A 21,303-nucleotide genomic window follows, 5' to 3' on the forward strand; every position below is an offset into this window, starting at 1 on the left:
AAAGGAATAGCTGATGTCACAATCTAATCAAACAGATAATCCAAGTGGTAAATATCAATCCGCTAATAACAAAGCCGTTGTTGACATCACTAAATATCAAAATCTAGAAGATAAAATAAGTTCAGAAAGAGCTGCATTTGACCAAGTAATGTCACAAATGAATATTGCTGATCGGCATACTTTTGAAGTGCAATATGAAAGAGCTTGGCAACAAGCAAGTGATAAAAGAGAACTACTTTCTCTACTCATTTGTGAAATAGACTTCTTCAAAGCATATTTCGATAAGTATGGCTATCAAGGTTCAGCTTTCATGCTGCTAGTTATTAGTCTTGCACTAAAAAATACTTGTGAGAAATTTGATTGTTACCTAGCCCACTATCAGGGTGGTGAGTTTGCCGTCATAATTAAAGGGGGCGATGTAGAAACAGCAGAGGAGGTTGCTGAAGCGCTAAGGCTTGCTGTCGAAGAATCTCATACAGAACATAAGTTCTCGGAAGTCAGCGATGTTGTGACACTTAGCATTGGTATCTCTAGTATTTATCCAACAACGATGGATACGTTGTTCCAAAAATCAACGCATGCATTGCAGAGTGCTAAAAAAACAGGACATAATCGTTTTTTTAGCAATGTTGAATTAAAGATTAAACAAAATGGCTTTGCAGATAACACTTCAGAGCTTAAAGATTCTCAAGAAAGCGGCTTTGAGCGTTCAATATCGCAAATACATATATATAATCGCCGCGAATTTAATCATTACTTTGTCAATGCTTGGCAAGAAAGCACAACAAACAAAGAATTATTATCAATGGTGATTGGAGAAGTTGACTTCTTTAATGACTATGAACAACACTATGGTCAGGAAAACAGCGAAGAAATTCTTTTGCTAGTTGCTTGTACATTAAAAAGTAAATGCGAAGAGTTTGGCTGTTTTATTGCACACCTTGAAGAGCAAAAGTTCGTTATATTAATTAAAGGGGGTAATGCTACAAAAGGTTTAAAAATAGCCAAAACACTTCATGAGTCTATTAAAGATCTTGCCATGGTGCATGCTTACTCTCCCATTCAAAATCGCTTAACAATGAGTTTCGGTTTGTCTAATATATTACCAACTGATGAAAACACAATGAAATCTTTGATGTTAAAAGTTGATAATGCCTTAAGAGATGCCAAATCTTCAGGATATGACCAAATTAAAGTCTGTTAAAGCTAATAGAACAGGTTTAAAGGTGGATGAGCCAACCCCATTCAGCTAACCTAAGCTGTAGTAGCTCAGACTTAATCGACCCTGTAAATAATTCTGTGTAACTGCAGTTTTTAAATGTAATCTTTAAGACGGTCTTCAAATGCTATCATAAAGCGATTTAAGGCCGTTTTCCAATTCCTAATTGGCATTGTCCATTTCTTTGATGCATCCATCACAGCAAGATAGACTACTTTTTTAGCGGAATCATCCGTTGGGAATACCTTGCGATTTTTAATGGCCTTTTGCTTCATCGGTCTAAGTGCTGTAATAACGTGAGGGGCTGTAATTGAAGTGATTGGCTGTTTGCCGATAATTGGGAAAATATGATTTATCAGGGTATTTAGCAAAACTTAAATTGGCTCGCTTTGGTGTGATTGGTCGATAATAATTAAACAGCCACAATTTTAAGTCTGTAGGCTTAATTCTTAACGCAACCCATTGCCATCATTGATGGTTGTATTCTTTCTTATGTGGTTTTGCTTTCTTGATTTGAGTATCTGTTAAGGGGGCAATTTTAATCGCCTTAGTAACATTTTGCCAGTGTTACCTAAAACGTAGGATTATGCAAGACGTTAAAAAAACACTACTGGACTACGCATTGCGTTAATAGCTTGTATTTACGTTGTTTTTAATTAGTTTATGGAGTTTAAAGACTTTAAAAACAGGGGGGATGGTGCTGATAGGCGGATTCGAACCGCCGACCTCACCCTTACCAAGGGTGTGCTCTACCAACTGAGCCATATCAGCAAAAGGGAATCTGATAATGACCTACTCTCACATGGGGAGGCCCCACACTACCATCGGCGCAGCTGCATTTCACTTCTGAGTTCGGAATGGGATCAGGTGGGACTACAGCGCTATTATTATCAGAAAAAATTTACTATAAAAGCCCCAATCACAGGATTGGGGCTTTTATAAGGAATTAGGCGCTTGGCGATGACCTACTCTCACATGGGGAGACCCCACACTACCATCGGCGCAGCTGCGTTTCACTTCTGAGTTCGGAATGGGATCAGGTGGGACCACAGCGCTATGTTCGCCAAGCTAAAAAGTTAATTAGAAAAGCTGTCTATTATTCTTTAATCTTGCAAGTTGTAAAATATATTGTCGCAAACGTACTTTTTCTTGGTTACATCAACACGTCTTAGGTGTTGTATGGTTAAGCCTCACGGGTAATTAGTACAAGTTAGCTCAATACGTTACCGCACTTACACACCTTGCCTATCAACGTTGTAGTCTCCAACGGCCCTTTAGGGGACTTAAAGTCCCAGTGAGAACTCATCTTGAGGCTCGCTTCCCGCTTAGATGCTTTCAGCGGTTATCGATTCCGAACGTAGCTACTGGGCAATGCCATTGGCATGACAACCCAAACACCAGCGGTTCGTCCACTCCGGTCCTCTCGTACTAGGAGCAGCTCCTCTCAATTCTCAAACGCCCACGGCAGATAGGGACCGAACTGTCTCACGACGTTCTAAACCCAGCTCGCGTACCACTTTAAATGGCGAACAGCCATACCCTTGGGACCGACTTCAGCCCCAGGATGTGATGAGCCGACATCGAGGTGCCAAACACCGCCGTCGATATGAACTCTTGGGCGGTATCAGCCTGTTATCCCCGGAGTACCTTTTATCCGTTGAGCGATGGCCCTTCCATTCAGAACCACCGGATCACTATGACCTACTTTCGTACCTGCTCGACGTGTCTGTCTCGCAGTTAAGCTGGCTTATACCATTGTACTAACCTCACGATGTCCGACCGTGATTAGCCAACCTTCGTACTCCTCCGTTACTCTTTGGGAGGAGACCGCCCCAGTCAAACTACCCACCAAACAATGTCCCAAACCCCGATTCAGGGGCCATGGTTAGAACTCAAAACATACAAGGGTGGTATTTCAAGGTCGGCTCCACGTCATCTGGCGACAACGCTTCATAGCCTCCCACCTATCCTACACATGTAGGCTCTAAGTTCACTGCTAAGCTGTAGTAAAGGTTCACGGGGTCTTTCCGTCTAGCCGCGGGTACACTGCATCTTCACAGCGATTTCAACTTCACTGAGTCTCGGGTGGAGACAGCATGGCCATCATTACGCCATTCGTGCAGGTCGGAACTTACCCGACAAGGAATTTCGCTACCTTAGGACCGTTATAGTTACGGCCGCCGTTTACCGGGGCTTCGATCAAGAGCTTCGACCTAAGTCTAACCCCATCAATTAACCTTCCGGCACCGGGCAGGCGTCACACCGTATACGTCATCTTGCGATTTAGCACAGTGCTGTGTTTTTAATAAACAGTTGCAGCCATCTGGTATCTTCGGCCGCCAATAGCTCCATCCGCAAGGGACTTCACCGTCAGCGGCGTACCTTCTCCCGAAGTTACGGTACCATTTTGCCTAGTTCCTTCACCCGAGTTCTCTCAAGCGCCTTGGTATTCTCTACCTGACCACCTGTGTCGGTTTGGGGTACAATCCTTATATTTCTGAAGCTTAGAGACTTTTCCTGGAAGCATGGCATCAATGACTTCATCACCTTAGTGACTCGACATCGTATCTCAGTGTTAAGAAAACCCGGATTTACCTAAGTCTTCCACCTACATACTTGAACCTGGACAACCATCGCCAGGCCCACCTAGCCTTCTCCGTCCTCCCATCGCAAAATATAAGGGTACGGGAATATTAACCCGTTTCCCATCGACTACGCCTTTCGGCCTCGCCTTAGGGGTCGACTCACCCTGCCCCGATTAACGTTGGACAGGAACCCTTGGTCTTCCGGCGGGGAGGTTTTTCACCCCCCTTATCGTTACTCATGTCAACATTCGCACTTCTGATACCTCCAGGATGCCTTACAGCTTTCCCTTCGACGGCTTACAGAACGCTCCTCTACCATGCCTATAAATAAGCATCCGCAGCTTCGGTGATATGTTTAGCCCCGTTAAATCTTCCGCGCAGGCCGACTCGACTAGTGAGCTATTACGCTTTCTTTAAAAGATGGCTGCTTCTAAGCCAACTTCCTAGCTGTCTAAGCCTTCCCACATCGTTTCCCACTTAACATATACTTTGGGACCTTAGCTGGCGGTCTGGGTTGTTTCCCTTTCCACGACGGACGTTAGCACCCGCCGTGTGTCTCCCGTGATTGCACTTGTTGGTATTCGGAGTTTGCATGGGGTTGGTAAGTCGGGATGACCCCCTAGCCCAAACAGTGCTCTACCCCCAACAGTGATACACGAGGCGCTACCTAAATAGCTTTCGAGGAGAACCAGCTATCTCTTGGTTTGATTGGCCTTTCACCCCCAGCCACAAGTCATCCCCTAATTTTTCAACATTAGTGGGTTCGGTCCTCCAGTTGATGTTACTCAACCTTCAACCTGCTCATGGCTAGATCACCAAGTTTCGGGTCTAATCCCAGCAACTATTCGCCCAGTTAAGACTCGGTTTCCCTACGGCTCCCCTATACGGTTAACCTTGCTACTGAAATTAAGTCGTTGACCCATTATACAAAAGGTACGCAGTCACCGAACTAAGTCGGCTCCTACTGCTTGTACGTACACGGTTTCAGGTTCTATTTCACTCCCCTCACAGGGGTTCTTTTCGCCTTTCCCTCACGGTACTGGTTCACTATCGGTCAATTAGGAGTATTTAGCCTTGGAGGATGGTCCCCCCATATTCAAACAGGATTTCTCGTGTCCCGTCTTACTCGTTTTCACTGTAAAGAAGTTGTCATATACGGGACTATCACCCTGTATCGTCGGACTTTCCAGACCATTCTACTAACTTCTAAACAGCTTAAGGGCTGTTCCAATTTCGCTCGCCGCTACTTTCGGAATCTCGGTTGATTTCTTTTCCTAAGGGTACTTAGATGTTTCAGTTCCCCTCGTTCGCTTCGTTAAGCTATGTATTCACTTAACGATGACACTAAGTGCCGGGTTGCCCCATTCGGAAATTCCAGGATATAACGCTTGTTATCAACTCCCCTGGACTTATCGCAGATTACCACGTCCTTCATCGCCTCTAATTGCCTAGGCATCCACCGTGCACGCTTATTCACTTAACCATACAACACCTAAAAAGTGTCACGCAGTGACGCGTTTTAGGTATTGTTCCCAACAAGAGATTGACGTCTTTTTGTCAATGTCTGAGTGGGCAACACCATTTGGCATCACTACTTAATACTGATTTTTGTTTTGTATGTCGTTTCCAAGACGCTTGCGATTTCTCATATTTTACAATACAAAAAACAACATTCGTTTTTCGTGCACCTATCAATCATATGATTGAGTAGATACGTACTGTTCACATTTCACTACGTGAAAAATGAACTTTTTATTTTTGCTTGATTACAATGATTAATAAATTAATCATTGAGAACAATTTCGTTTCGTTTAAACATATTGATATCTATATCGATACGTTCAAACAGAACTTTATCAGCTTTCCTAATTGTTAAAGAGCAAACTTTTTCGTAAAAAAAAGCTTAAGATAAATTATCTAACTTATCTTAAGCCTCTCCCTCTAAAAGAGGTTCATGTTGGTACACTTACTAATGTAAGTGGTGGAGCTAAGCGGGATTGAACCGCTGACCTCCTGCGTGCAAGGCAGGCGCTCTCCCAGCTGAGCTATAGCCCCAACATGGTTTGTATAAACAGATTGTTCACAATTTCAAGTAAACTTACAAGAAATTGGTGGGTCTGGGCAGATTTGAACTGCCGACCTCACCCTTATCAGGGGTGCGCTCTAACCAACTGAGCTACAGACCCAATAACGGCCTGTCATACGTCTTTATCATTCTAATCAAACAATCTGTGTGAACACTCATTATTGTGAATTTCTTTACGTAAGGAGGTGATCCAGCCCCAGGTTCCCCTAGGGCTACCTTGTTACGACTTCACCCCAGTCATGAACCACACCGTGGTCATCGCCATCCCGAAGGTTAAGCTAATGACTTCTGGTGCAGCCCACTCCCATGGTGTGACGGGCGGTGTGTACAAGGCCCGGGAACGTATTCACCGTGGCATTCTGATCCACGATTACTAGCGATTCCAACTTCACGGAGTCGAGTTGCAGACTCCGATCCGGACTACGACAAACTTTATGAGATTCGCATACCCTCGCAGGTTAGCAACCCTTTGTATTTGCCATTGTAGCACGTGTGTAGCCCATCCCGTAAGGGCCATGATGACTTGACGTCGTCCCCACCTTCCTCCGGTTTATCACCGGCAGTCTCCCTAGAGTTCCCGGCTTGACCCGCTGGCAAATAAGGATAGGGGTTGCGCTCGTTGCGGGACTTAACCCAACATTTCACAACACGAGCTGACGACAGCCATGCAGCACCTGTCTCAGAGCTCCCGAAGGCACTCATCAATCTCTTGGTGATTCTCTGGATGTCAAGGGATGGTAAGGTTCTTCGCGTTGCATCGAATTAAACCACATGCTCCACCGCTTGTGCGGGCCCCCGTCAATTCATTTGAGTTTTAACCTTGCGGCCGTACTCCCCAGGCGGTCTATTTAATGCGTTAGCTTTGAAACCCACGGCATATAGCCACAAACTTCTAATAGACATCGTTTACTGCGTGGACTACCGGGGTATCTAATCCCGTTTGCTCCCCACGCCTTCGCGCCTCAGTGTCAGTCTCTGTCCAGGTGGCCGCCTTCGCCACTGGTATTCCTTCAGATCTACGCATTTCACCGCTACACCTGAAATTCTACCACCCTCTACAAAACTCTAGTTAACCAGTTTCAAATGCAGTTCCAAGGTTGAGCCCTGGGCTTTCACATCTGACTTAATTAACCACCTACGCGCGCTTTACGCCCAGTAATTCCGATTAACGCTCGCACCCTCCGTATTACCGCGGCTGCTGGCACGGAGTTAGCCGGTGCTTCTTCTGCGAGTAACGTCACAGATACAGGGTATTAACCTGCACCCTTTCCTCCTCGCTGAAAGTGCTTTACAACCCGAAAGCCTTCTTCACACACGCGGCATGGCTGCATCAGGGTTTCCCCCATTGTGCAATATTCCCCACTGCTGCCTCCCGTAGGAGTCTGGACCGTGTCTCAGTTCCAGTGTGGCTGGTCATCCTCTAAGACCAGCTAGGGATCGTCGCCTTGGTAGGCCTTTACCCTACCAACTAGCTAATCCCACTTGGGCTCATCTTGTCGCGATAGCTTATAAATAGAGGCCACCTTTGGTCAAAAGACATTATGCGGTATTAGCAGTCGTTTCCAACTGTTGTCCCCCACAACAAGGTAAATTCCCAAGCATTACTCACCCGTCCGCCACTCGTCAGCAAAATAGCAAGCTATTCTCTGTTACCGTTCGACTTGCATGTGTTAAGCCTGCCGCCAGCGTTCAATCTGAGCCATGATCAAACTCTTCAATTTAAAGTTTAATTAGGTTATTTTCTACGATGTAGAATTTAACCAAGCTCAATATTACTGACTAAAACTAAAGAACTTACGTTCTTTTTGTTATTCTGAATTAACCACCAAATATAAATATTTGGCCTGTTAATCATTGAAAGATAAATCTTTCAATGTAAATGAATTAATTCGTGTGTCACTTCTATTGATGTTACCTAAACAAGTTAGGTGTAACTTTCTGCAAGCAGAAGCGTTACTTTTTGATTATTTGAAATCACATCAACAATAAGTGCCCACACAGATTGTTTGATTAAATTGTTAAAGAGCTAGCCTTGCGGCGAGGTGCGTATATTACGCGCCTTTCGAACAATGTCAACGTCTTATTTTACATTTCTTACGAAGCGATAAATGCGTTTCTTTTATTCTCAAACTGGTTGCTAACTTGCGTTACGCCCCGTGTCTGTGGATGCGCATTATAGGGATTCAGATCACATTGGCAAGCGTTTTTTCTATAAAAATCGGTTATTTTTGAAATTATTTTTTATACCTGACTCGCAAACAACTTACCCACAAAAACAACGATGTTATCCACAAAGTTATCCTTTAAAGTTGTTTTGCTATCGCAGCCAAATCATCGTAGATAGCTGTCGCAATACTTTTACCTTCTTCGGTAATCTCTTTACCTGTACGCACCAGATAATTGCTTTTTATACCCGCAGCTATGCCAGCTTGTAGATCAGAGACTTTATCACCCACTAAAATGGATTCATTAACATCTATATTAAGATCTTCAATCGCATTCAATATCATCCCCGGTTTTGGTTTGCGGCAATCACAATCGACTTTATATTCACCTAACCCTTTTTCTGCATGGTGAGGGCAATAATAGATGCCATCTAAATCAACACCTCTATCAGCTAATGACCAATCCATCCACTCTGTTAATGAATGAAACTGTTCTTCACTAAAATAGCCTCGTGCAATACCGGATTGGTTAGTGATGACAACGAGTAGATAACCTTTCTTTTGCAGATCTTTACAGGCATCTATTGCACCATCTATAAAATGAAAATCATCAACCTTTGACACATAGCCATTATCAACATTGAGAACACCATCGCGATCAAGAAAAATGGCCCGATTTCGATTTGCTATTGTCATAATGTTTCCTATCACTGTTACTAGATTAATTAAAGATGCTATTATGCCATTCAACTTTAATAACGACTAATATTAAGAAGCGATTATGTTACGATCCACCCTTTGCATCTGTGCTCTTATTTTCACTACTGCTTGCAGTAATTATGATTTTACATCCAACTTAGACAAAGAAAATTTCACGGACTATTTCAAACCATCTGAAGTAACCATTTATTCAAAAGAACAATTACCCAAATTAGATTACACCTTTATCGCGACTGTAGAAGGTAGCAGCTGCCAAGAAGAGGCGAATGACCGCCCCGCAGATATAAAAGAAGCAAGAACGAAAGCGCGTATTCAAGCTGCTGACCTCAATGCTAATGGGATTGTTATTCAAAGCTGTTTAAGTTTTGAAGCTGATGAAACCTGCTTATCAAATATCATCTGCTATGCTCAGGCGATTCATGTAAATTTGCCAGAAGAAACAAAATAACAATGCCCCATTTATTTCACCATATTGGCTTGATCCACTCACCTTATAAAGAGAAGTTCGCCGTACCTAGACAACCTGGTTTAGTTACTTGCGCAAAAGGCGAGCTGGAAATATTAGCACCGTATAATGATCTAAATGCCTTTAATGGGCTAGAAGCATTTAGCCACTTATGGCTGATTTTTGTTTTTCACAAAAATAATAACATAGCTAAAAGCAATGGTTGGAGCCCAACGGTACGCCCACCTAGATTAGGTGGAAATGAGCGTATGGGTGTTTTCGCAACTCGTTCACCATTCCGTCCGAATCCCATCGGTTTATCACAAGTTCGCTATCACGGCTTAAGGCAAGCAGACGGTAAAATTTTTCTACAACTGAGTGAAATTGATTTGGTAGACGGGACACCTATCATTGATATTAAACCTTATATTCCCTATGCCGACTCGAATCCAGCGGCATTAGCTGGTTTTGCTCAAGAGAAACCTGAAGGTATCATGGATGTGCATTTTTCTAGTTTAGCATTACAAAAAGTACAGCAGGTAAACACTCGCTATCCTGAATTACAGCAATTAATAAAGGAAGTGTTGCAACAGGATCCTCGTCCTGCTTACAAAAAGAAGAAAGTAGATGATAAAATATACGCGGTGAATTTATCAGACTTTAATATTTCCTGGCGTAACGATGACTCAACCGTCACCGTGTTAGATATAGAATCTATCGCTTAGCTAAAACATAACCCGTTACTCCGCCAACCAACGCGCCCATCGCATGACTTTCAAAGGAAACGCCTAACTCTCCAGGGAAAAGACCAAAAAATAAGCCACCATAAAATAGTAACGTGATCAGTGAAATTAAAATGTACGTTATTTGTCGACGTATAAAACCATAAACTACCAGGTATCCCCATAGCGCATAAATAACCCCACTCATACCGATATGAACACTATTACCTCGTGCAAAAAGCCAGACCAATAATCCTGTGGTAATAATAAAAAAGGGTAAAAGAACGAAATATCGTTTAATGCTATGTATGCCGATTAAAGTCGACAGCACAACAAAGGGCAGAAAGTTACTCGCTAAATGAGCAAAGTCCCCATGTAGAAATGGCGCAAAAAATATACCGATTAGATGAGGGCTAGAACGAGGCACAATGCCATAGCCATTTAAATTAAGCGCTAAAACATTATTTATAATTAAAAGAATTAAACAAATTAACATGATTGTAATGCTATATTTGGCGATAGTAAGGTAACGTTTCATAGTAAACTCTTGCAAAGTGACGGCTTAACGACAATAAAATAGCTGAAACTAGCCTGAATACTCAAATATATTTTATAAATAGAGTAACAAACCTTTAGTAGTAACTGATCCGCTGCTAAAATCCCCCCTATTTTGTACTGATGTGATCAATTAAGGATTTCTATGCGCACCTCCAACTATTTACTTTCAACTCAAAAAGAAGCACCAAGTGATGCTGTTATTGCAAGTCACCAACTAATGTTACGTGCAGGCATGATCCGTAAACTAGCATCAGGCCTATATACATGGCTACCAACGGGTTTACGTGTTTTACGTAAAGTTGAAAATATCGTCCGTGAAGAGATGGAAAGAGCTGGGGTAATTGAAGTATTAATGCCCGTCGTTCAGCCTGCCGATTTATGGCATGAAACAGGTCGTTGGGACAAATTTGGTGGGGAATTATTGCGTATCAAAGACCGTCATACACGTGATTTTGTTTTAGGCCCGACACATGAAGAAGTTATTACTGAGTTAGTACGCAAAGAAGTGAGTAGTTACAAACAGCTTCCTCTAAATCTATTCCAAATCCAAACTAAGTTCCGCGATGAGACGCGCCCTCGTTTTGGTGTCATGCGTGCGCGTGAATTTACCATGAAAGATGCTTACTCTTTCCATCTTGAACATGAGTGCTTAAAAAAACTTATCAAGATATGTTTAACGCCTATTGCCGTATCTTTGAGCGTCTCGGTCTAGAATACCGTCCTGTAATCGCCGATACTGGTAGTATTGGCGGCAGTGCCTCTCATGAATTTCATGTACTTGCACAAAGTGGTGAAGATGCAATCGTTTTCTCTAGCGAGAGTGATTACGCTGCGAATATTGAAAAAGCCGAAGCGCTTGCCCCTGACTTTGATCGTCCAGCTGCTAGCGCTGAAGTTCAAATCGTTGATACACCCAATACGCACACGATTGAAGAAGTTTGCACATTCTTAAATATTCCCGCAACACAAGTTATCAAAACATTATTAGTTGAAGGTGAAGTTGAAGAAGGAAAAGAAGTCCCCGTTATCGCACTCGTATTACGTGGCGACCACAACTTAAATGAAATTAAAGTTGAACATATTGCAGGAATAGCTAGCCCATTACGCTTTGCTAATGAACAACAGATTAAAGATGCAGCAAATTGCGATGCAGGATCTATCGGACCTAAAGGATTGTCGATCCGCATTATCGTTGATAGAGCAGCTGAAAAACTCGCTGACTTCGTCTGTGGTGCAAATACAACGGGCAAACACTTAACGGGTGTTAATTGGGATCGCGATATTAGCAATTATGAAGTCGCTGATCTACGCGATGTGGTTGAAGGCGATCCAAGCCCATGCGGTAAAGGAACGTTATCCATTGCTCGCGGTATTGAGGTAGGCCATATATTCCAACTAGGCGATACCTACGCAAAAGCAATGAACGCCAGCGTATTAAACCAGCAAGGTAAAAACCAAATAATGACCATGGGTTGTTATGGTATTGGTATTTCCCGTATCGTTGCTGCCGCAATTGAGCAAAACAATGATCAAAATGGCATTATATGGAATAACGCATTAGCTCCTTTTTCAGTGGTTATCGTACCGATGAACATGAAAAAATCACATCGTGTTGCTGAGCTCGCTGAAAAATACTATGCCGAACTACAACAGGCAGGCATTGAAGTATTATTCGATGATCGTAACGAGCGCCCTGGTATCATGTTTGCCGATGCCGAGTTGATCGGTATTCCACATACATTAGTGATTGGTGAGCGAAGCATTGATAAGGGTGTTATTGAATATAAAGATAGGCAATCAGGTGAAAAACATGAGATTGCTATTGATCAAGTCGTTACCTTTATTAAAGACAAACTCATGTAATTGTTCTATTTTTAATGACAATCAGTGCGATTTTTTGCACTAATTGTCATTAATCCCTCCCCTAAATAAGAGTGAATCTGGAAACAGCCAATGAAATTAAAACGATTAGTATTCATATTCACCTTATTACACTTACTATACAGCGCTATTTCACATGCCTCCCAAAACATGACAACTTTCAAATTCAGCAATGAAAATCAACTTAATAAAAATTTTAGTAACGACATAAATACCTTTTGGGACAAAAAAGCAGAGTCGCATTACTTTTATGGTGTCGATAATAAAAAGATACACACTGTTAGTATCAAATCAGCAAACAACAAAGTGATTGTCATTAGCCAAGGACGTAATGAAAGTGTCCTGAAATATAAAGAGGTTGCCTTTGATTTATACCAACAAGGCTATGATCTATTTTTAATCGACCATCGCGGACAAGGTTTTTCAGAAAGATTAGGCGGTGACCAATTCCGTGGTCATGTACAAAATTTCCAAGATTATGTCACCGACCTCAACCAATTTATTCACTCATTAGATCTACAAAAACATTATCAATACAGATATTTGCTCGCCCATTCAATGGGAGGGACAATCAGTGCGCTATACCTTGAACAATATCCTCACCCATTTCAAGCGGCGAGTTTATTTAGCCCAATGTTATCAATAAATATCGGCGGGATACCAAATAGCATTGCCAAAATACTCACCTATAGCAGCGCTGAAATTTGCAGCTGGTTTAACGATAAAGCCTGTTATATTTTTGCCGGGGGACCACATAAAATAAAAAGCTTTCAAGGTAATGACCTCACCTCCAGTGAAGTAAGATTCCGCGCCTCTCAAAACACCTTTTTACAAGCCCCAACCACACAACTTGGCTCGGCCACCATGCGTTGGGTCGCTGAAAGTATTAGCGCCAGCGAAGCAGCCGTTGCCAGCGCTAATAACATCAAGATTCCCGTATTAGTCATTCAAGCAGGAGATGACTCTGTTGTTAGCGCTTCAGGGCAAAATGATTTTTTTGCTAATATGAAAAATTGCAAGGATAAGCAACTAATGACCATTGATGGTGCACAACATGAAATATTATTAGAAAGCGACCCATATCGCTCTAATGCACTCAATGCAACACTGCAATTCTTTAGCAAATCACAACAAGGCGCACAAACATGTATAAAATAGCAATATCAGATCTTGATGGAACACTCCTCGGCCCAGATCACCGAATATCCGCACAAACCAATGCCACAATAAAACGTTGGCTCGATAGTGACCGTAAATTTGTTATTGCCACCGGGCGACACTATATCGAAGCAAATCACCTACAGGCATCAATCGACACACCGCTTTATTTGATCACCTGCAATGGTGCACGGGTACATAATCACAAAGGGGAGATCATCCATAAACAAAATTTAAACAGTGAGATTGCCGAAGAAATTTGTGCTCAAACATTCGCAGATGAAGTACAAATTAATCTTTTTACCGATCAAAACTGGTTTGCCAATTACCGTATTCCTGCACTGGATGAAATGGGTCTAGATGCAGGATTTGATTGTATCGCCACAGATCTTGCCAAACTTGATAAAGGTAATACTATCAAGATTTTTTCTGGGCTGAGCCCGAATTTTTACAACCCATTTATGAGCACCTTAACGCCCGTTACGGCAAACGTATTAATTTAACATTTTCATTAGCAAAATGTTTAGAAGTAATGCATGCAACAACCAACAAAGGGGAAGCCGTTAAAGCAGTATTAGCAGACAAAGGATTACGCGTTGATGATGCTGTTGCGTTTGGAGATGGAATGAATGACCTCGAAATGCTTGAAGTGGTGGGTAAGCCGGTACTGATGGGTAATGCACAAAAAGCGTTGCGAGACGCAATACCCAATGCCGAATTCACCCTCACTTCAAAAGAAGATGGCGTCGCATTTTATATGGATAAACTATTAGCAAAATACAATAATAACTAACCTTAATACCTTGTCTTTTTACTGACAAGGCCCCCCCTCCACCAGCATGACATCTCTCTTAAATAATATCCCCCATGTTGCCTCAAGATGCTTTATCAGACACAAATTAATAAGCAGATTTTACTTATCCATAGAGAAATAAATACAAGCGCTGTTATACTCTATTGAACACACATATAATTTACCGATTCAAATCACTGCACTAAGGTTTTTTATGCGCAATTCACACTTATTACTCAGCATTCCTGCACTGTTTATGGCTGCCTGTAGCTCACCACTTCCACCCAAAGAGGAAGTGCAAATAGCCCCTACCATTATCAAAGAAGATTTCGCACAAATTTTAGAGGCAAACTTTAGAGGAAAATTAGCATCAACTAATGGTGAGCTGATTTTTACCGAGTGTGATTCTAAGCAAACATTTTCCATTAGAGACAATGAACGGTTAATGGATACTTATAGGCAAGTTAGCAAGACAGACTTAGCGCCTGTATATATTGAATTTACAGGTGAAATCGTCTTTTCAAACCCTAAAACTGACGAATCAGAACCATTAATTCGCCTTGACCGCATCCATCATATGGCATTGGCAAAAAACTCCTTACAATGTGCTAAACCAGTAGATAACTTTAGATTTAAAGCAAAGGGTGATGATCCCTATTGGCGCATAAATATCAATAACCAAAACATATTTTTTGCGGTCAAAGCGAGCAATCAAGTCTATCAAGTACAATCTGGAAACTTCCGCACAACACAAATAAATCATATAAAAGCGCTCAGTGATAACGGCCAACGTCTTGATCTAACGATTCAAAAACCGGGGCACTGTTATGACCAAAAAAATGGTTCCTATTGGGGGTATATTGCCAAAGTCGATTCGGTTTGGGGAAAATATGACGGTTGTGGAGAGCCTGGTTGGACGACTATAGAAGAAAAATTTACCGGCTATTACCTCAATCAAGATGATACAAAAACAACGGATTTAACCATTAATGATAATTACAGCGTAGAATATAAAGAAAAAATAGGTTCCAACACGATTGTTAGTAACGGTTTTTGGAAAAGTAATTCACCAGATACCATCGTAGTAATGCTCACCAAGCAAGATGATAAAAACATTCGCAAAGAACTTATTTTTAATCGCAAGGGGTTAGCATTAACAACACAAAAAATAAATACAAATAATATTATCACCCCATTGCCAGCACCGGGCCTTGTGTTTGAAAAAATGAGCAGCGCTGTAGAGGCGCCCCAACAAGTCTATACCATTGAGCGAGAGTTTATAGCGCAACGCATCGCACCAAAGAGTGAAATCGACACAGAGGTACAACAAGCATTAATAAAATACTTTAAAGACCATCGCACCGATCCCAAAAACAGTAAATTCAGCTTGGTTAAATACGATTTAAATGGAGATGGCATGGATGAAGCCATTGTCCTATTAGATTGGTGCTCAAAAAGCGGCTGTGAAATGCTCATTTTTAACAATACAAAGAATGGCTATCAATTTTCGAGCCGCGTTTCACGTATTGAAACACCTATTGTGATCGCAAGAATGCAACATTATCGATGGCAAAGTCTGATGGTCGAAAAAAATGGGCTATGGCAAATTCTCGACTTTGATGGTATCAGCTACCCAACTGACGCACGCAAATTAAATAACCCAGGAGATAGAGCAACACAAGGCACCGATGTTATTTTATTTGCCAATGGCAAACCAACCGTTTGGTTCCCGATAAAAGAATAAGCAATATTGATGGGCTAGCAAAAGAGTGTGGTGTTTTGAAAAAGTATTTTCGCACCACATTGTGAGTACGGAATTACGCTATCTAGCAAGCAGTTAAGCAACGATACACCCCCACCGAGAACTGTCGAAATTCATTACACACCACACAGAAAACTCAACACAAAAAACTAAAACCTCAAAAGAAACAACACCTTGAAATAATGGCGTATTTTTTGCTTAAAGCGATTCACCAATAAAACCTTTATCAAGGATGACCGATATTTATGAAAAAAATTATATTTTTATCTACATGTATATTTGCCAGTGCAGCAAATGCTGTCTTAATTACAAACTCCTCCAACTCAGCATTATCTGGTGCGACTGTAATCGACTTTGAATCACAGACTATAGGCTCATCTTCTAGCTATTCGATTGGTGATGTTACATTTTCAAATGCAGGAACAGGTACCTTACAGATTACAGATTATAGCGATGGAGGTGTTTTTGGTACTTCTGGTCTTGAACTTTCAACGAAATCTGTACAAGGATCATTCAATGTTAATTTCTCTACTCCAGTTTCAGCTTTTGGTATGAGATGGGGCGCTGCCGACGGGTATTGGAATATGAATATTTTTGATTATTCAAACGACTTACTCACAAGTATGTTTATTCCAGCACAAACTTCGCCCTACGTTGGTTTTATCGGTGCTGATATAACTAATATTTCTCGTGTAGAGTTTATGGGGCAGTATTCCGATTGGGTCAAAATTGATGACTTTAGCTATGTCACCCAAAGCAGTGTGCCCGAGCCAGCCTCAATCGCTTTACTTGGCTTATCTTTAGCTGGGTTAGGCTTTACTCGCAGAAAAAAGAAAGTCTAACAAACAAGAATAGGTGTCGTACTGTCGACACCTTATTCAGGTGTTGAATAAGCAACACGACAAGACAAGATAGCTAAAACCTTTTATGAGCAAACTACAAATTGCCCTGCAACAGTCTTTCTAAAAAGGCTTTCAGAAAAATAAGGTTTGCGGGTTCTCGATGGCTCTGTTTGGGATCATCCTGGGATGCTTCAGGTTCACTATAACCATTTATTATTACGACAAAAAGCTTATCGCCCTGCGCGGTCTGTATCACGCCGAGTATATTAGTCACCCCCTTCATCGACCCCGTTTTGGCTATCACCTTTTCGCGTAAAAGCTTACCATTAACCGCGCGATTATATTTTAATGTGCCATCTACCCCAGCAATGGAAAGTGTCGGTAATAAATGTAAACGTTGTTCATTGTGATAAATATAACTGAGCAGCGACATAAACAACTCTGCGCTCATTAAATTATGGCGAGAAAGACCAGAACCATCAGCGATATAACCATTCTTTAAATCAATATTTTCAGCTAACAAGATGGCTTTCACCGCTGCCGCACCATTACTAAAGTTACCCGCACGATTAAAGTAATTGGCCCCTAATGTTTTAAATAAACTGTCGGCTATTAAATTATCAGACTCCTTCATCATCTCTTTTAATAGCTCATTCAATAGTGGGGAGTGATGAACAACCAGTAACTCCGTGGTATCAATTGGATTTTTCGCGTCATCAAGGTGAATATCCCCCATTAACTTAATACCCACTTTTTGTAACTCTGATTGAATTATTTTTCGCGCATAATCAAAGGGGTCATTCACTGAAAGTGACAACGGCAATGGCGAGTTGCGACTCTGCAAACATCCCCACAAATGGTAGCTATTGCCACTTTTTCGGGTGATATTTAAATCGCAAAAAGTCTCCTTGCGCTGCGCTTCGCTAACGACATCAACATCACTACTAATTGTAATCGGCTCATAGTTGGGAATAAATAATTTTGCCTTATGGCCGATTTTTGTCGTTAAACTTAAATTACCCAATACACAATTTTTATTAACAATAATAGCGCTTGTTGGCGAGGTATAGCAGACGCCTAAATCATTCCAAGCTTGCCCATTACTCCATTGATAACCATCAAATTGTGATTGATTAATAAAAAAATCCCCCGCTATTTCCCTGATTCCTTGTTTTTTCAACTCCCGTAACATGCGACTAATATCACTGCGTAGCAACGTCGGATCGCCAACAAAACGCAAGGTTAGACTTCCCTGATAACGACCGTTTTTTATTTTTGCACGCGCTCCTTCAATGCTTGTCTGATAACGAAACTGCTCACCCAAATAGAGTTTAGCGGCGGTTGCGGTTAATAATTTTTGCATGCTCGCAGGCGTACGTAAAACCCTTGCCTGCCACTCACTTTCCACTTGTTTTTTCTCTGGATCGATGATCAAATAAGAGAGCTGTGCACCATTGGGCAACAACTCATGTAAATCCTCCCATTGCGAAGCCAATGAAGAGATCGGTATAAAAAATAGAAACAGAAAAAGCAGATGTGTAGGCATAAAATGATATCCAAAAATAAATCAAGAATAAACTATGCTCATTTTCTGTTTTGAAAACAAGATTAGCAATCACGAATCTATTTAAATTTGCAGAATTGATCCTAGAGCAATGCTATAATTTACCCCACGTCGCCGCTTAACTATGAGCTAATAACAATGAACAACCCTCTCTATAAAAAAAACATAATCTCCATTGCAGACCTTTCTCGTGAAGAATTAGAACTCATTTTACAAACAGCACACTCATTAAAGCTGACTCCACAACCTGAGCTATTAAAAAATAAAGTTGTTGCTAGCTGCTTCTTTGAGGCTTCAACACGTACTCGTTTATCCTTTGAAACCGCGGTACAGCGTTTAGGTGGCAGTGTTATTGGTTTTGATAGTGGAGGCAACACCTCTCTAGCACAAAAAGGAGAAACCTTAGCGGACTCCGTCACCGTCATCTCTTCCTACGCCGATGCCTTTTTTATGCGACACCCACAGGAAGGAGCTGCACGTTTAGCGTCTGAGTTTTCTGCTATTCCAGTTATTAATGGGGGGGATGGCTCAAATCAGCATCCGACACAAACTTTATTAGATCTGTTCACTATTTATGAAACACAAATCGCCTAGATAATCTCAATATCGCCTTTGTTGGCGATTTAAAATATGGGCGAACGGTGCACTCTCTCACCCAGGCATTAAGCCTATTTAATTGTAATTTTTATTTTATCTCTCCCGATGCATTGGCGATGCCAGACTACTTGCTTGAAGAGCTAGACACGCTAGGTATCAACTACTCATTGCACAGCAGTATAGAAGAGGTGATTGATTCTCTTGATATTTTATATATGACTCGCGTTCAAAAGGAGCGTTTTGATGAAACGGAATATCAGCATATTAAGTCTGCATTTTTATTAAATGCACAAATGCTCGAAAATGTACGTGAAAACCTAAAGGTGTTGCATCCACTCCCACGTATTGATGAAATTGATATAAACGTTGATAAAACACCCTATGCCTATTATTTTCAACAAGCAGAAAATGGTGTGTATGCTCGACAAGCGCTACTGGCTTTATTACTAACCCAACAATTTCAGCTACAAGGTTAATAGCAAATGACTTCTAAAAAATTACAGGTTGAAGCAATTCAGAATGGCTCGGTGATTGACCATATTCCAATACAACAAGCCGTTAAAATTCTCAATTTTTTCAAGTTGACACAAACCAATGAAAAAATAACAATCGGCCTTAACTTGCCAACACATAGCGGTAAAGGAAAAGATCTCATTAAGGTTGAAAATACCTTTATCAGCGATGAGCAAGCTAACCAATTAGCGCTGTTTGCCCCTAATGCAACCATTAATCAGATTAAAGATTTCAAAGTTGTGAATAAGTTTAAAGTACAACTTCCAGACTCTTTTATAGGCGTTCTTTCTTGCCCTAATACGAATTGCATTAGCCACAAAGAGGTAAACACCCGCTTCTATGTTAAAAAAATAGATAATTTAGCGCTAAAATGCCATTACTGTGAAAAAACATTTAATTCATCACTCTTCCATGAATTAGATTAGATAACCAATAGCACTCTCTAGCATAATGATACTTCGGGCATCTCAGTACATTGTGGGTTACTGATTTTGCCTCTTAAAGTAACGTGGATATAATAGACACTTGATTTTTATCATCCAATCTTGAATCTAACGGTTTTGTTAGCAAAACTAGATTGTAAATGAATACGTTACGTTTATACTTAATATAACTTTTGTAATCATAGGCGGTTCAAATATGCACTATAATACCTCTCTTCTTTGTGATGTTTATGCTGATACAGTGGATGTCGTAGAACCACTGCTAACCAATTTCGGTGGGCGAAACTCATTTGCTGGTGAAGTGGTCACAGTTAAATGCTTTGAATCTGTTGGCCTTATCTATAAAACGCTGGCGCAAAATGGTGCTGGGAAAGTATTATTAATTGATGGCGGTGGTTCATTACGCCGCGCTTTGGTTAATGCCGATATTGCTGAACTTGCCGTTGAAAACAACTGGGAAGGTATTGTTGTCAATGGGTGTGTGCGTGAAGTTGATTTTCTTGAAGAGTTAGAAATCGGCATTCAAGCAATTACGGCGATCCCCGTTGGCGGAACAGATAACGAAATAGGTGAAGTCAATGTACCAGTCAATTTTGCTGGCGTGAGGCTTTCTTACCTGAAGATATTCTTTATGCCGATAGCACTGGGATTATCATCTCTCCCGAACCGTTAGACCTTGATGAAATCGATGAGATGGATATTGAGCCATTATAAAAAATAAGAGCTAGGTTAACAATTAACCTAGCTCTTATCCCCATGCTCTTGAGGATGCAAAATCAGCAAGAAAAAGCATGGATATATTTTTTCGTTACAACTCTCAGCAGATATGTTGGAGTTAAAGCGTTTCTTCTGCCTGTTCTATTTTTCCTACTAAAGCACTTAGGCGTGATTGCCATTGTTGGTGCTCTTCAATTAACTGGGCATTCTCTGCTTGCAGCTGATTCTGTTTTTCTAATAAAGAGTGTTTATCTTCTTTTAGCTCTTCAACTTCCATCTGCAGCAATGAAATAGTATCAACTGCATTTTGAATTTTACTTTCTAATTTTTCTAATAGTTCTAATGTCATTAACTCGCCCTTTAAAGAATAAGTTTATACTATGTCGCATAGCCTGTTAGTGAGTAGTAACCATCAATTTTGATACGTTTTTTGACTCATCGCTTATGCTATGCAATAAAACGAAATAGTATTGATTACAAGGAAATGAGGATAAGCATTCCCGTTAGCTTATTCAACCTTTGTTTTGCTTTAT

13 protein-coding genes, 3 tRNA genes, 4 rRNA genes and 4 pseudogenes are annotated in these 21,303 nt (G+C 41.1%); 12 read left to right on the forward strand and 12 right to left on the reverse strand.

Annotated features, from left to right (window positions below; translation table 11 throughout):
* The first annotated feature begins 13 nt into the window (after window positions 1–13).
* Complete coding sequence (locus tag AB1A03_RS01495; RefSeq protein WP_354622825.1) at window positions 14–1,204, forward strand: diguanylate cyclase domain-containing protein; 1,191 nt, start codon at window positions 14–16, stop codon at window positions 1,202–1,204.
* Window positions 1,205–1,314: 110 nt separating this feature from the next.
* Here the strand turns inward: AB1A03_RS01495 and AB1A03_RS01500 are convergent.
* The 9 genes and pseudogenes from AB1A03_RS01500 to gmhB form a co-directional block, all read right to left on the reverse strand.
* Window positions 1,315–1,587: pseudogene (locus tag AB1A03_RS01500) on the reverse strand (phage integrase central domain-containing protein); the annotation flags it as partial.
* A gap of 327 nt (window positions 1,588–1,914) precedes the next feature.
* A tRNA-Thr gene (locus AB1A03_RS01505) sits at window positions 1,915–1,990 on the reverse strand.
* Between the two features lie 8 nt (window positions 1,991–1,998).
* A 5S ribosomal RNA gene (rrf, locus tag AB1A03_RS01510) occupies window positions 1,999–2,114 on the reverse strand.
* 57 nt (window positions 2,115–2,171) lie between these two features.
* Window positions 2,172–2,287: ribosomal RNA gene (gene rrf / locus AB1A03_RS01515) — 5S ribosomal RNA — on the reverse strand.
* Between the two features lie 111 nt (window positions 2,288–2,398).
* Window positions 2,399–5,287: ribosomal RNA gene (locus AB1A03_RS01520) — 23S ribosomal RNA — on the reverse strand.
* 496 nt (window positions 5,288–5,783) lie between these two features.
* Window positions 5,784–5,859, reverse strand: a tRNA-Ala gene (locus AB1A03_RS01525).
* Window positions 5,860–5,913: 54 nt separating this feature from the next.
* A tRNA-Ile gene (locus AB1A03_RS01530) sits at window positions 5,914–5,990 on the reverse strand.
* Window positions 5,991–6,068: 78 nt separating this feature from the next.
* Window positions 6,069–7,611, reverse strand: a 16S ribosomal RNA gene (locus tag AB1A03_RS01535).
* The 16S, 23S and 5S rRNA genes sit together here with 3 tRNA genes alongside, the layout of an rRNA operon.
* 582 nt (window positions 7,612–8,193) lie before the next feature.
* A complete protein-coding gene (gmhB, locus tag AB1A03_RS01540; protein ID WP_354622826.1) occupies window positions 8,194–8,751 on the reverse strand; it encodes a D-glycero-beta-D-manno-heptose 1,7-bisphosphate 7-phosphatase in 558 nt (185 codons plus the stop codon).
* An 85-nt stretch (window positions 8,752–8,836) separates the two neighbouring features.
* On the opposite strand from gmhB, the gene rcsF reads away from it, so the two are divergent.
* The gene (gene rcsF / locus AB1A03_RS01545; RefSeq protein ID WP_354622827.1) at window positions 8,837–9,223 is read left to right on the forward strand and encodes an Rcs stress response system protein RcsF; all 387 of its coding nucleotides are present in this window, start codon (window positions 8,837–8,839) and stop codon (window positions 9,221–9,223) included.
* A 2-nt stretch (window positions 9,224–9,225) separates the two neighbouring features.
* Entirely contained in the window at window positions 9,226–9,945 is a 720-nt protein-coding gene (gene tsaA / locus AB1A03_RS01550; protein WP_354622828.1) for a tRNA (N6-threonylcarbamoyladenosine(37)-N6)-methyltransferase TrmO, read from the forward strand.
* On the opposite strand, the gene AB1A03_RS01555 is transcribed toward tsaA, so the two are convergent.
* Window positions 9,935–10,480, reverse strand: a complete 546-nt coding sequence (locus AB1A03_RS01555; RefSeq protein WP_354622829.1) for a rhomboid family intramembrane serine protease — start codon at window positions 10,478–10,480, stop codon at window positions 9,935–9,937. The genes tsaA and AB1A03_RS01555 overlap by 11 nt on opposite strands.
* A 162-nt stretch (window positions 10,481–10,642) precedes the next feature.
* On the opposite strand from AB1A03_RS01555, the pseudogene AB1A03_RS01560 reads away from it, so the two are divergent.
* The 6 genes and pseudogenes from AB1A03_RS01560 to AB1A03_RS01580 all read left to right on the forward strand — a co-directional run bounded on the left by AB1A03_RS01560 (window position 10,643) and on the right by AB1A03_RS01580 (window position 16,936).
* Window positions 10,643–12,363, forward strand: a pseudogene (locus AB1A03_RS01560) (proline--tRNA ligase).
* A gap of 90 nt (window positions 12,364–12,453) precedes the next feature.
* A complete protein-coding gene (locus AB1A03_RS01565; RefSeq protein ID WP_354622830.1) occupies window positions 12,454–13,539 on the forward strand; it encodes an alpha/beta fold hydrolase in 1,086 nt (361 codons plus the stop codon).
* The gene (locus tag AB1A03_RS17275; RefSeq protein ID WP_502945898.1) at window positions 13,527–14,042 is read left to right on the forward strand and encodes an HAD-IIB family hydrolase; all 516 of its coding nucleotides are present in this window, start codon (window positions 13,527–13,529) and stop codon (window positions 14,040–14,042) included. The genes AB1A03_RS01565 and AB1A03_RS17275 overlap by 13 nt, the downstream gene beginning before the upstream one ends.
* Window positions 14,033–14,332, forward strand: a complete 300-nt coding sequence (locus tag AB1A03_RS17280) for an HAD family hydrolase (RefSeq protein ID WP_502945917.1) — start codon at window positions 14,033–14,035, stop codon at window positions 14,330–14,332. The genes AB1A03_RS17275 and AB1A03_RS17280 overlap by 10 nt, the downstream gene beginning before the upstream one ends.
* 214 nt (window positions 14,333–14,546) lie before the next feature.
* Window positions 14,547–16,076: a COG3650 family protein gene (locus AB1A03_RS01575; RefSeq protein ID WP_354622831.1), complete on the forward strand. Its 1,530-nt coding sequence runs from the start codon at window positions 14,547–14,549 to the stop codon at window positions 16,074–16,076.
* 263 nt (window positions 16,077–16,339) lie between these two features.
* On the forward strand, window positions 16,340–16,936 hold the full coding sequence (locus AB1A03_RS01580; protein WP_354622832.1) for a PEP-CTERM sorting domain-containing protein: 597 nt from the start codon (window positions 16,340–16,342) through the stop codon (window positions 16,934–16,936).
* Between the two features lie 94 nt (window positions 16,937–17,030).
* Here AB1A03_RS01580 and dacB read toward each other — a convergent pair whose 3' ends face one another.
* Window positions 17,031–18,482 carry a D-alanyl-D-alanine carboxypeptidase/D-alanyl-D-alanine endopeptidase gene (gene dacB, locus AB1A03_RS01585; protein WP_354622833.1) on the reverse strand — a complete coding sequence of 484 codons (1,452 nt, stop codon included), beginning with the start codon at window positions 18,480–18,482 and terminating at the stop codon, window positions 17,031–17,033.
* Window positions 18,483–18,638: 156 nt separating this feature from the next.
* On the opposite strand from dacB, the pseudogene pyrB reads away from it, so the two are divergent.
* The 3 genes and pseudogenes from pyrB to rraA all read left to right on the forward strand — a co-directional run bounded on the left by pyrB (window position 18,639) and on the right by rraA (window position 20,767).
* A pseudogene (pyrB, locus tag AB1A03_RS01590) lies at window positions 18,639–19,573 on the forward strand (aspartate carbamoyltransferase).
* A 6-nt stretch (window positions 19,574–19,579) separates the two neighbouring features.
* Entirely contained in the window at window positions 19,580–20,035 is a 456-nt protein-coding gene (pyrI, locus tag AB1A03_RS01595) for an aspartate carbamoyltransferase regulatory subunit (RefSeq protein ID WP_354622834.1), read from the forward strand.
* A gap of 214 nt (window positions 20,036–20,249) precedes the next feature.
* Window positions 20,250–20,767, forward strand: a pseudogene (gene rraA, locus AB1A03_RS01600) (ribonuclease E activity regulator RraA).
* A gap of 121 nt (window positions 20,768–20,888) precedes the next feature.
* On the opposite strand, the gene AB1A03_RS01605 reads toward rraA, so the two are convergent.
* Window positions 20,889–21,119 (reverse strand): cell division protein ZapB, encoded by a 231-nt coding sequence (locus AB1A03_RS01605; RefSeq protein ID WP_354622835.1) that lies wholly within the window; start codon window positions 21,117–21,119, stop codon window positions 20,889–20,891.
* Window positions 21,120–21,303: the final 184 nt, after the last annotated feature.

Origin of the sequence: Psychromonas sp. MME2 (genome assembly GCF_040566515.1) — a bacterium.
Classification (GTDB): Bacteria; Pseudomonadota; Gammaproteobacteria; order Enterobacterales; family Psychromonadaceae; genus Psychromonas.

Excerpts from the sequence above, each read along its gene's own strand:
- AB1A03_RS01565 (WP_354622830.1), top strand. The coding sequence starts at position 12,454 with ATGAAATTAAAACGATTAGTATTCATATTCACCTTATTACACTTACTA.
- rcsF (WP_354622827.1), top strand. The coding sequence starts at position 8,837 with ATGTTACGATCCACCCTTTGCATCTGTGCTCTTATTTTCACTACTGCT.
- AB1A03_RS01580 (WP_354622832.1), top strand. The coding sequence starts at position 16,340 with ATGAAAAAAATTATATTTTTATCTACATGTATATTTGCCAGTGCAGCA.
- AB1A03_RS17275 (WP_502945898.1), top strand. The coding sequence starts at position 13,527 with ATGTATAAAATAGCAATATCAGATCTTGATGGAACACTCCTCGGCCCA.
- dacB (WP_354622833.1), bottom strand. The coding sequence starts at position 18,482 with ATGCCTACACATCTGCTTTTTCTGTTTCTATTTTTTATACCGATCTCT.
- AB1A03_RS01605 (WP_354622835.1), bottom strand. The coding sequence starts at position 21,119 with ATGACATTAGAACTATTAGAAAAATTAGAAAGTAAAATTCAAAATGCA.
- AB1A03_RS01555 (WP_354622829.1), bottom strand. The coding sequence starts at position 10,480 with ATGAAACGTTACCTTACTATCGCCAAATATAGCATTACAATCATGTTA.
- AB1A03_RS01495 (WP_354622825.1), top strand. The coding sequence starts at position 14 with ATGTCACAATCTAATCAAACAGATAATCCAAGTGGTAAATATCAATCC.
- AB1A03_RS01575 (WP_354622831.1), top strand. The coding sequence starts at position 14,547 with ATGCGCAATTCACACTTATTACTCAGCATTCCTGCACTGTTTATGGCT.
- pyrI (WP_354622834.1), top strand. The coding sequence starts at position 19,580 with ATGACTTCTAAAAAATTACAGGTTGAAGCAATTCAGAATGGCTCGGTG.
- gmhB (WP_354622826.1), bottom strand. The coding sequence starts at position 8,751 with ATGACAATAGCAAATCGAAATCGGGCCATTTTTCTTGATCGCGATGGT.
- tsaA (WP_354622828.1), top strand. The coding sequence starts at position 9,226 with ATGCCCCATTTATTTCACCATATTGGCTTGATCCACTCACCTTATAAA.